This window comes from Paracoccus sp. MKU1 (assembly GCF_001447385.1).
GTDB lineage: Bacteria > Pseudomonadota > Alphaproteobacteria > Rhodobacterales > Rhodobacteraceae > Paracoccus.
Genome location: NZ_LLWQ01000198.1, coordinates 22,298 through 32,492, shown reverse-complemented (window position 1 = coordinate 32,492; position 10,195 = coordinate 22,298). Strand labels below are relative to the sequence as shown.

The window sequence follows — 10,195 nt, the reverse complement described above, 5'->3', positions numbered from 1 at the left end:
GCCGAAGATGCGGCGGTGTTTCCGGCAGCGCCTGGTGTCGCGCCGGACGTGGCCACGCTGATCGCCTGGCTAGCCGACCTGCTTCCCACGCGGCTGCCGGTCGATCCCGGCCTGACGGTGCCGGTCGCACGACCCACCGCGCCCCGCACCGTGCGCGGCTACGTCAACCGCGCCGCGCGATCCGCGCCCGCCGCGCCCCTTGCGGAACCGGAGGCCGTGCCGGTCGCCTACGAGACCGTGGATTGGGAACCGGCCGAGGGCGGCGGCCTCTCCGACGCGATCTACGAGGAATACGGGCTTCAGACCATCCGCATCGACGGGGCGCAGGCGCATCCTACCCAGCTCGTGCAGTCGGCCTCGATGGCGAGCATCGCGCCGCCGAAGCCCAGCTATCGGCCGACGCTTCCCAACGACATTCTCGGCAAGCTGTCCGAGGCGCAGCTGGAGACCGTGATTTATGCGGGCGAGGCCCATGGGGGCTTCCTCGCCGGGGGCTGGACGATCGATGACACGCTCGACAATCTCGCCGCCGCGCCGGAGGATGCCGAGGGAGCAATCCGTTTCCGTCAGGGCTTCATGATCGGCGACGGCACCGGCGTCGGCAAGGGTCGGGAATCCGCCGCCATCATCCTCGACAACTGGATGCAGGGGCGGCGTAAGGCGATCTGGATCTCGAAATCCGACAAGCTGTTGGAGGACGCGCAACGTGACTGGTCGGCGCTCGGCATGGAGCGGCTGCTGGTCACGCCGCTGTCGCGATTCCCGCAAGGCAAGCCCATCACGCTGAACGAAGGCATCCTGTTTCTAACCTATGCCACGCTGCGCTCCGACGACCGGGGGACAAGGGTTTCCAGGGTCAAACAGATCGTCGAATGGTTGGGCACAGACTTCGATGGGGTGGTGATTTTCGACGAGGCGCATGCCATGGCCAATGCCGCAGGAGGCAGGGGAGAACGCGGCGATGTCGCCGCCTCGCAGCAGGGCCGTGCCGGGCTGCGCATCCAGCATGCGCTTCCCGATGCCCGAGTCGTCTATGTCTCGGCCACCGGCGCCACCACCGTCCACAATCTCGCCTATGCGCAGCGGCTCGGTCTCTGGGGCGGCGAGGATTTCCCCTTCTCGACCAGGGCGGAGTTCGTCGAGGCGATCGAGGCCGGCGGCGTCGCGGCGATGGAGGTGCTGGCCCGCGACCTGCGGGCGCTTGGCCTCTACACCGCCCGCTCGCTGTCCTTCAAAGGCGTGGAATACGAGTTGCTCGACCACGAACTGACCCCTGAACAGGTCCGCATCTACGACAGCTATGCCGATGCCTTCGCCATCATCCATAACAATCTCGATGCGGCGATGCAGGCCGCCAACATCACCGGCGGCGAGGGCGGGTCCGGCACGCTGAACCGGCAGGCCAAGTCCGCCGCCCGCTCGGCCTTTGAGAGCGCCAAGCAGAGGTTCTTCGGGCACCTGTTGACGTCGATGAAAACCCCGACGCTGATCCGGTCCATCACGGCCGATCTGGAAGCGGGACATTCTTCCGTCATCCAGATCGTCTCGACCGGCGAGGCGCTGATGGAACGGCGGCTGGCAGAGATCCCCACCGAGGAATGGGGCGATCTGAAAATGGACCTGTCGCCGCGCGAATATGTCCTAGATTACCTTGCCCATTCCTTCCCGGTCCAACTCTACGAGCCGTTCACCGACAGCGAGGGCAATCTGTCCTCGCGCCCGGTCTATCGTGATGGCCAGCCGGTCGAGAGCCGCGAGGCCGCGGCCCGGCGCGACGAGATGATCGCAAGCCTCGCCAGCCTGCCGCCGGTTCCCGGCGCGCTCGACCAGATCATCCAGTATTTCGGGACCGACACGGTGGCCGAGGTCACGGGTCGTTCGCGCCGTATCGTCCGCAAACGCAGCGTCACCATCGACTGGCTCGTCGTGGAAAGCCGCGCCGGTTCGGCCAACCTGGCCGAGACGCAAGCCTTCATGGACGATCAGAAGCGCGTGCTGGTCTTTTCCGATGCGGGCGGCACGGGCCGGTCGTATCACGCCGAACTGTCGGCGAAGAATACCCGGCTGCGTGTCCACTATCTCCTCGAAGCCGGGTGGAAGGCGGACGCCGCCATCCAGGGCCTCGGCCGCACGCATCGCACCAACCAGGCACAGCCGCCACTGTTCCGACCGATCTCGACCAATGTGAAGGCCGAGAAGCGCTTCCTCTCGACCATCGCCCGCCGTCTTGACACGCTGGGCGCGATTACGCGCGGCCAGCGCCAGACCGGTGGTCAGGGCCTGTTCCGCCCGGAAGATAACCTGGAATCGCATTACGCCCGTGACGCGCTGCGCCAGCTTTATCTCCTGCTGGTGCGCGGCAAGGTCGACGGCTGCTCACTGGAGCGGTTCGAGGCTGCCACCGGGTTGAAGCTGATGGATGCGAACGGCATCAAGGACAATTTGCCGGCCATCACCACCTTCCTCAACCGGCTGCTGGCGCTGACCATCGAGCTTCAGGGCATCCTCTTCACCGCCTTCGAACAACTTCTGACCGCCCGCATCGAGGGCGCCATCGCCTCCGGCACCTATGACGCCGGGCTGGAGACCCTGCGCGCCGAGAGCTTCGTAGTGACGGATCGGCAGGTGATCTACACGCACCCGCGCACCGGGGCCGAGACCAGCCTGCTGACCATCACCGAACGCAGGCGCAACCGCCCGGTGACGCTCGACGCCGCGCTGGCGGAACTCGACGATCCCCGCGCCAGGCTGCTGATCAACGAGCGCTCAGGCCGGGCAGCGGTGCAGATCCCCACCACCAGCGTGATGTTGGACGATGGCGAGATCGAGCGCCGCGTCCGGCTGATCCGGCCGATGGAAGCGCAGAACGTCCAGGTCAGGATGATGCGCGAGACCCATTGGGTCGAAGCCGACAGGGATGCCTTCGCATCGGCCTGGGAAGCCGAAGTCGCGGAGGTGCCGGAGTTCGCCGAGTCCACCTTGCACATGGTGACGGGCCTGCTGCTACCGATCTGGAAGCGGCTGCCGAACGACTCCACTCGCGTCTATCGGCTTCAGTCTGACGCCGGCGAGCGCATCATCGGCCGCAAGGTCTCCCCGGCTTGGGCGGCCAATGCGACCGAGACCGGCATCACCTCGGTCTCGCCGGACGATGCCTTCGCGGCGCTGCTGGAAAGTCGGACCATCCTCGATCTCGCTGAGGGCCTCCAGCTTCGCCGGGTCCGGGTCATGGGGGCAAACCGGATCGAGCTGTCGGGTTTCACCGACACCATGCGCCAGCGCCTCACGGCCTATGGGCTGTTCCACGAGATCATCTCCTGGAAGCTGCGCATGTTCGTGCCGGTCGATGCCAGCGGTCCGGCGATCCTCGGGAAGCTCTTCGACCGCTGGCCGGTCGAGCGCATCGGCGAGCGGGAGGCAGCCTGATGCCCAGGCACGACGCATCCGAACTGGCGATCCGCCTTGGCCGAGAGGCCGAGGCGGTCTGCCGCCACTACCTGTCGTCCGGCCACCGCGCCGGGCGATACTGGCTGGTCGGTGACGTGCAGAACACCCCAGGACGCTCCATGTTCGTGCGACTGACCGGCCCGGAATCCGGCAAGGGTGCGGCGGGCAAGTGGAGTGACATGGCGACGGGAGAGCATGGCGACCTTCTCGACGTCATCCGCGAGGCGCTCGGCCTCGCCGATTTCAAGGACGTGGCTGAGGAAGCGCGCCGCTTCCTCGCCCTCCCGCATCCCGAACCGGCAAAGACGAGAGCGCCGACCGACAGCACATCCGGCGCGGCACCCGGTTCGCCTGAAGCGTCGCGGCGGCTCTTCGCCATGGCGCAGCCGATCCACGGCACCCTTGCTGCGATCTACCTCAACCGGCGAGCGATCACCACGCTCGAAGGCACCACCGCGCTGCGCTACCATCCCCGGTGCTATTACAGGCCCAACGAGCATGCGCCCACCGAGATCAGGCCGGCGGTGGTCGCCGCCGTCACCGATCTCACCGGCCACCAGACCGGCGCGCATCGCACATGGCTCGCCCCGGACGGTTCCGGCAAGGCGCCTGTCGAGACACCGCGGCGGGCGATGGGCGACCTTCTCGGCCACGCGGTCCGCTTCGGCATCGCCGATGAGGTGCTCGCCGCCGGCGAGGGCATCGAGACCGTGCTGTCGCCGCGCCAGGTCCTGCCCCGCATGCCGATGCTGGCGGCGCTTTCGGCCGCTCACCTCGCCGCCATCCTGTTCCCGCCGTCGCTGCGCAGGCTCTATGTCCTGCGCGATCGCGACCCGGCCGGGGACGGTGCAAGAGACCGACTGGCCGCCAGAGCAGCCGATCTCGGGATCGAGGCGGTCTCGCTCATGCCGCGCGAGGGCGATTTCAACGATGATCTGCGACGCCATGGCGCCGATGCCCTCGGGGCGGCCTTGAAGGATCAGCTTCATCCCGAAGACGTCCGCCGTTTCATGGAAGGGTGAGGGTGTGATCGGCCCCGGAGGCTCGGTCCGGCTCGGCCTCTGCCGGTTTCGTTCGCTTGGCATCGGCAGGTGCATCCACCGCCGGAGAGTCCCGCACCCACGGCCTTCGGAGAGGGCGATCGGCGCACAAACGGGACGGGCAGGCAATGGCCGGGAGCGACTAATTTCCGCCGGCGGGGAGCCACCCCACGCGACAGGTCGCGTGGGGACCCCGTCTCTGGCCCCGCCTTTGCATCGCGAAAGGCAAATTAGCCGCACCCGGCCATCAAGGCCCTCGCCGAGCGGGCGAGGGCTGTCAACCCGTCCCGCCCGTGCGCTTCGACGCCTGCGAAGGCCGCGATGGGCGCGGTCTCCAGACGAAGGACGCAACCGATGACGTTTGATCCCGAATATGCAGGGGCCGAGCCGGTCCACACCTCCTCCCAGACCGATCACGCCCTCACCGAACTCCAGCTCTACGGCTGGCGCCCGTTCCAGGACGAACCTGATCCCCGGCCGCTCCCCGAGGGCAATACCGTCGCTGTAGCCGTCACAGACATCTTCGACGCCCTTGTGGCGACGCTCAGTGACACCCGTCTCGAACCCGATCTCGAAGAGCTGCTCTGGGGGGCCGCCAATCTCTTCCACCGCGCCACCAGCCGGGTCGAACGCGATCTAGACGCCAACGAGCAGGCGCAGCGCCGGATGCAGCGGGAACAGGACGGCAGCGAGGTGAAGTCGGTCGAACTCGAACGCCTTACGGCCGAGGGGCAGACCCTGATTGAACGGCGCGCCAGCATGGAACTCTTCCGCGACCTCGCCGCCGAGGCTTTCGAGCACCACACCGGCAGCGCCTGGCGGCCGCGCACCGGCTCGATGGTCAACCATCGCAACCTGACTGCCGCGATGATCGACTCCAGAGACTTCCTTGCCGCCAAGCGCCGGGCCGAGACCGAGGTGATGCTGCCCGCCGGCCCTAAGGTGGCCGTGACCGGCGGCGCCGACTTCAACGATCACCGCCTGATCTGGGCGAAGCTCGATCAGGTCCATGCCAAGCACCCCGACATGGTGTTGCTGCACGGCGGGTCGCCGAAGGGAGCCGAACTGATCGCCTCCCGCTGGGCCGATCACCGCAAGGTGCTTCAGGTCGCCTTCCGGCCCGACTGGACCAAGCACGCCAAGGCCGCGCCGTTCAAGCGAAACGATGCCATGCTGGACGTGCTGCCGGTCGGCGTCCTCGTCTTCCCCGGTACCGGGATTCAGGAGAATCTCGCCGACAAGGCCCGCAAGCTCGGCATCCCGGTCATGAAGTTCGACGGCGGGGCGTAAGTCCCGCCGCCTGGCGGCTTTAAGCCGCCGAACCTTGACAGAAAACGCCGCCGCGCCTTTGATGGAACATCCTTGCAGAACCGGCGAAGCAGCATAGTCGCAGGCGGAGCGTATCTCCCGGCAGCCTGTCGTGATCCCCAACCGTTCTCTGGAGGTTTCCATGACGCTGATCCTGCTCGCCATCTCGCTCAGCATCGCGGCCTGTGTGATCGCCTACAATCTGGCGATCTATGCCTTGCCCGTCATGGCGGCGATCACGACCGCGCAATATGCCTGGGGCGCGGGGGCCGGTGTCGTGATGTCTGGCCTCATGGCCATCGGTGCCGCTTTGCTCTCGATCGCCCTTGTGATCCTGGTTCTTGGCTTCGCGAGGAACCCGGCCCTGCGGCTCATTGCGCTCGCTCTCTTCGCCGTGCCCGCCGTCATCGCCGGCTATGCCCTTGTCTATGGCATCACCAAGAACGCCATCGACTCGGGGCTGGTTCTCAACCTGCTCGGCGGCATGGGCGGCCTTGTCATCGGCATCTCGGCCATCGTCAATCTGAACGCCCTCGGCGAGTCGGTGTTCTCGCGCTGAAACGGCGGACGCGATCAGCCACTTCTGAGGAAGACTGGCAGCTTGCGCCATCGGGCGACGGTCGTTCCATCAAAGACGGAAAGTCGGTCCGACGCAGCATGTCACCATCGCACCCGGTCTGCTTCGCCCGGCTCTGGAAATGGGACATCGGTGCGTACCCGCAGTCCCGTGCGGTCGATGCCCCGCTGCATCGGTCCACGTCGTTTCGTGGGGCCTCCGCGAACACCTTCCTTGCCCCTTCACGATGCTGTGGGACCGAGCCTTTGGCCGATGAAGCAGGACGGTGTCATAGCGGGCATGAGAACCCGATAGCCTGTTCGATCACATCGCGGATGACAGGGCCTTCCGGCGGCGGACACGACGTTGACCGGCAAAGACGGTTGAACGAGTGCCATGCCGGTGGTCTCGGTTCGCAGGGGGCCTGCCTGGCCGCTGTCGCCAGCAAGGACGATGGTTCTGCTGTGCGTCCCCGATCTGCTTTCGAAAGCACCATCCCTCCGCCTGACTGATCCCCTAAGTCCGTTCGGCTTCCACCAGCAACCCCCGCGGCTCCCAGCCGTGTTGCCGCGCAAGCGCGGCTGCCCGCCCCACCTGGGGCCTTGGGGGCAAGCTGCAGCAAGGGCGGCAGTTGCAGGAGTCTTCCGACGGCCTTGGCCGGGTCTCGTCGGAGGGACGGTCCCTCCGAGGAGCAACGGAGACCTACAATGCAGAACATCGTCATCCTCGCCGGCAACATCGGCCAGGCCCCCGAAACCCGCACCACCCAGGGCGGCACCGGCATCACCCACTTCACCCTGGCCACCTCGCGCCCCCGCTATTCGGAAGGCCGCGTCCTGCGCGACGAGAACGGCTATCGGGTCCAGGACACCGAATGGCACCGCATCACCTGCTTCAACGGCCTCGGCAAGACGGTCCAGCAGCATTGCGACAAGGGCATGAAGGTTCTGGTTCGCGGCCGCATCCACTACACGAAATGGACCGACGCCGCCGGGGTCGATCGTTACGGCTGCGAGATCATCGCCGAGACGGTCGATTTCCTGAGCCGCGCGAAGCAGACCGAGAACGACGACGGCAAGTTCATCGACGACGATGACATTCCGTTCTGATCGGGAACCCGAGGCCCGGCGGCGCAAGCCGCCGGGTTTCTCCCCTGCTTCACCGGATCGCGCCCGCCGATTCTGGCAAGGTCCAGCGACCGAATCAGACGGGCATGGACGGGAGAGTCGCCTAGCTATCCTTGATAATTGCACCTGAATTTCGGCTGGCATCCGAAGCAAGAACGACTATTATAGTCGTAGTTCTGGAGTGCGTGCATATCCCGGTGGGAGGTGATCATGTATGATCACCGCTCGCCAATCACGGGCTGCGCGCGCGTTACTGGGATGGACACAGGAGACGCTCGCCGACAAGGCCCAGGTCGCATTGACCGCACTCAAACGCCTCGAATCCCAAAGCGGGCTCGAGGTGTTCGAGTCCACCCGTGACCAGGTGCGCCGCGCTCTCGAAGCGGCCGGGATCGTATTCCTGTCGACGGACAAGGGCGAGGGCGTGTTGCTGCAACACAATGGGGCCAACACCGACAAACGGTGAAATAGCGGCCAGCGTGATGTCAGGTTCTCGTCAAAAGGAATGGCTATCTTCCGCCGAAGATGGTTAACAAATACGTTACCCGAACGTGAGCGAATGATGGGCCGCGCGACACAGACATATCTCGACACACCACCGTCCAGCCAGACGCTGACGTCTTATGATCGCGAGCACATGAAGCTCTACATGCGCCTTCTCGATGCCGAGCGTGATGGCGCCGATTGGCGCGAAGCTGTGCAGGTTCTCTTTGGCCTCGATCCAGAGTGCGATCCCGACCGCTGCCGCTCCATCCATGATACTCATCTCGCTCGCGCGCATTGGATGACCGAACACGGCTACCGCGAACTGGTCCGCGAAAGTCAGCGCAAGACCTGACCCGTGATGCGTGCCGCGCATCACCTGTTGACCAGCGCCTGACTTCCGAAACGCAACTCATGCGGGAATCTTGAGCCTTCCCTATTCGTTTGAGTGGATTCGGGAGGCCGCGATGACCCCTGACGCATCGACCTGGCGTTCTTCGGCGCAATACGACCATCTGGATGAACTGACGGCATCCGATCTGGCCTGGGAATGGCTGCGCCGCAATGACGATTATGACGCAGATTTTGAAGCCTCGATTGCCGACCAAGGAGACCCCCAACCGCTGACCGAACGGATCCGGCAGCGCTGGGGGTTGCGATTTCCCGGTCGATCCGCTGGTCCCGCCGCCCGATGCGCCGGTCTTCTGGCTCCCAGCGGAGGACACAAGTGTGGTGGTGCTGACCGAAGTCCCTTTGGAACTTGGCGACAGCACTGACGGCGCTCCGCTGAACTGGCGCCTCGACTTCTCGGTCGAGAACGCTGGCGCAGAGTTCCACGTCCCGCTTGGCAATGGGCAGAAGCTCCAGATCTTCGACGGCGCCATTAAGGGGGACGCGATCGCGGTCGCCGTCGTCCCTCTCAGCCTCGCCGGTTTCGACCGGATCGAGGCCATTCAACGCTTCCTTTCCGCCCTGCATGGTCGCGCGATCCCGCCGGATACACGCATGACACGCCAGCAACGCGCGCGCCTCCGACGGATGCTGCGGGCCTTCGATGGCCATCGGGCTGGTGCCACGCAGCAGGAGATCGCGCGGGTTCTTCTGAACACCGGCCGGCTTGACCGGGACGAATGGCAAGCATCCTCGGCCCGTCATGCCATCAAGGCACTCCTGCGCGATGCCCGTGCAATGGTCGCCGGCGGTTATCGGAAACTCCTTCGTCATCGCCGCCCACGATAGCGCGGGTTTGCGCCGGCAACAGCCACTTCGTTGCGCCCGTCGCGGGCGCGTGGCTCTTCGGTGCCACGCTGCTATACAAGATCAACTCCAGCACCAATGCGCGTATGCGCGGGCGGCTGGTGCTGAACGGATCGACCGAAATCCGAGATCAAAGGGCGAGATTTCAGGGGCGCACGCCTCCGAGGCGACGGCGCTCTGGCTGCAGACCATGGCGCCGCTCGCGCAGGGCGACACCGTCGAGTTGCAGGGCACCTTTCGCGCGGCGGATGGGTATTTCGCGGCCGATCACACGTCGTTCTGGGGCTGCAAGGTCGGTTGAGCGGCGGAAGGGAGAAGTGATGACACCACCCGTTCCGATCAGGGCTTTGTCCGCATGCCGGACGCCGAGTTCGAGGCGATCCTGACGCGCACGGCGGAAGAAGGCGCAAAACGCGCACTGGCGGATATCGGCCTCGACGGCGAAGAGGCCGCGCCGCCGGATTAAGCGGCGATGGCCGACAATGCCCCGCAGTCAGACGGAGGGGCGGCTGCCTGGCAGGGGTGCCCTCGCGGGTGCCGGCCGATGCTCCGGGGCCGCTTGCTCGAAGTCGCAGAGGATCGGGCAGTCGGGCCGGTGGTCGCCCGCGCAGGCGTCCGCCAGCGTCGTGAGCGTGGTGACCATGTCCTCCATCTCGGCGATCCGATGCCGCAGCTCCTCGATGTGCTGAAGAGCGACGCGCTTGACATCGCCGCTCTGCCGGCTGCCGTCACGCCAGAGGTTCAGGAGCTTCTGGATCTCGGGCACCGAGAAGCCCAGATCGCGCGCGCGACGGATGAAGCGCAGCATGTGGACGTCGGTGTCCGAATAGTCGCGATAGCCCGATTGGGTCCGGTTGGCGGGAGGGATGAGGCCGGTCTGTTCGTAGTAGCGGATCATCTTGGCGGAGACTCCCGAGGCGTGGGCTGCTTGTCCGATGTTCATGGGTGGCTCCTTTGGTTGGTGGTGAAGATGAGCG

11 protein-coding genes are annotated in these 10,195 nt (G+C 65.8%); 10 read left to right on the top strand and 1 reads right to left on the bottom strand.

Annotation, left to right across the window (positions count from 1 at the left end; translation table 11 throughout):
* The 10 genes from AQY21_RS18590 to AQY21_RS29855 form a co-directional block, all read left to right on the top strand.
* A partial coding sequence (locus AQY21_RS18590) for a strawberry notch family protein (protein ID WP_058099098.1) occupies positions 1 to 3,426 on the top strand: 3,426 nt, incomplete at its 5' end.
* Positions 3,426 to 4,469: a toprim domain-containing protein gene (locus tag AQY21_RS18585; RefSeq protein ID WP_058099097.1), complete on the top strand. Its 1,044-nt coding sequence runs from the start codon at positions 3,426 to 3,428 to the stop codon at positions 4,467 to 4,469. The genes AQY21_RS18590 and AQY21_RS18585, both read left to right, overlap by 1 nt.
* A 372-nt stretch (positions 4,470 to 4,841) precedes the next feature.
* A complete protein-coding gene (locus AQY21_RS18580) occupies positions 4,842 to 5,777 on the top strand; it encodes a DUF2493 domain-containing protein (protein ID WP_058099096.1) in 936 nt (311 codons plus the stop codon).
* 160 nt (positions 5,778 to 5,937) lie between these two features.
* Entirely contained in the window at positions 5,938 to 6,354 is a 417-nt protein-coding gene (locus AQY21_RS18575; RefSeq protein WP_058099095.1) for a hypothetical protein, read from the top strand.
* A 704-nt stretch (positions 6,355 to 7,058) separates the two neighbouring features.
* Positions 7,059 to 7,460, top strand: a complete 402-nt coding sequence (locus AQY21_RS18570) for a single-stranded DNA-binding protein (RefSeq protein WP_058099094.1) — start codon at positions 7,059 to 7,061, stop codon at positions 7,458 to 7,460.
* Between the two features lie 232 nt (positions 7,461 to 7,692).
* Positions 7,693 to 7,944 (top strand): XRE family transcriptional regulator, encoded by a 252-nt coding sequence (locus tag AQY21_RS18565; protein WP_058099093.1) that lies wholly within the window; start codon positions 7,693 to 7,695, stop codon positions 7,942 to 7,944.
* A 93-nt stretch (positions 7,945 to 8,037) separates the two neighbouring features.
* Entirely contained in the window at positions 8,038 to 8,316 is a 279-nt protein-coding gene (locus tag AQY21_RS27990) for a DNA -binding domain-containing protein (protein WP_082658173.1), read from the top strand.
* Positions 8,317 to 8,386: 70 nt separating this feature from the next.
* On the top strand, positions 8,387 to 8,737 hold the full coding sequence (locus AQY21_RS27985; RefSeq protein ID WP_238986825.1) for a transcriptional regulator domain-containing protein: 351 nt from the start codon (positions 8,387 to 8,389) through the stop codon (positions 8,735 to 8,737).
* Positions 8,691 to 9,200: a DUF2285 domain-containing protein gene (locus tag AQY21_RS18555; protein WP_227493460.1), complete on the top strand. Its 510-nt coding sequence runs from the start codon at positions 8,691 to 8,693 to the stop codon at positions 9,198 to 9,200. The genes AQY21_RS27985 and AQY21_RS18555 overlap by 47 nt, the downstream gene beginning before the upstream one ends.
* 373 nt (positions 9,201 to 9,573) lie before the next feature.
* Positions 9,574 to 9,684 carry a DUF6127 family protein gene (locus AQY21_RS29855; protein ID WP_223191438.1) on the top strand — a complete coding sequence of 37 codons (111 nt, stop codon included), beginning with the start codon at positions 9,574 to 9,576 and terminating at the stop codon, positions 9,682 to 9,684.
* 27 nt (positions 9,685 to 9,711) lie between these two features.
* On the opposite strand, the gene cueR is transcribed toward AQY21_RS29855, so the two are convergent.
* Positions 9,712 to 10,161 (bottom strand): Cu(I)-responsive transcriptional regulator, encoded by a 450-nt coding sequence (cueR, locus tag AQY21_RS18545; protein ID WP_058099091.1) that lies wholly within the window; start codon positions 10,159 to 10,161, stop codon positions 9,712 to 9,714.
* Between the last annotated feature and the right edge of the window lie 34 nt (positions 10,162 to 10,195).

Excerpts from the sequence above, each read along its gene's own strand:
- AQY21_RS18585 (WP_058099097.1), top strand. The coding sequence starts at position 3,426 with ATGCCCAGGCACGACGCATCCGAACTGGCGATCCGCCTTGGCCGAGAG.
- AQY21_RS18580 (WP_058099096.1), top strand. The coding sequence starts at position 4,842 with ATGACGTTTGATCCCGAATATGCAGGGGCCGAGCCGGTCCACACCTCC.
- AQY21_RS18575 (WP_058099095.1), top strand. The coding sequence starts at position 5,938 with ATGACGCTGATCCTGCTCGCCATCTCGCTCAGCATCGCGGCCTGTGTG.
- AQY21_RS18570 (WP_058099094.1), top strand. The coding sequence starts at position 7,059 with ATGCAGAACATCGTCATCCTCGCCGGCAACATCGGCCAGGCCCCCGAA.
- AQY21_RS18565 (WP_058099093.1), top strand. The coding sequence starts at position 7,693 with ATGATCACCGCTCGCCAATCACGGGCTGCGCGCGCGTTACTGGGATGG.
- AQY21_RS27990 (WP_082658173.1), top strand. The coding sequence starts at position 8,038 with ATGATGGGCCGCGCGACACAGACATATCTCGACACACCACCGTCCAGC.
- AQY21_RS29855 (WP_223191438.1), top strand. The coding sequence starts at position 9,574 with ATGCCGGACGCCGAGTTCGAGGCGATCCTGACGCGCACGGCGGAAGAA.
- cueR (WP_058099091.1), bottom strand. The coding sequence starts at position 10,161 with ATGAACATCGGACAAGCAGCCCACGCCTCGGGAGTCTCCGCCAAGATG.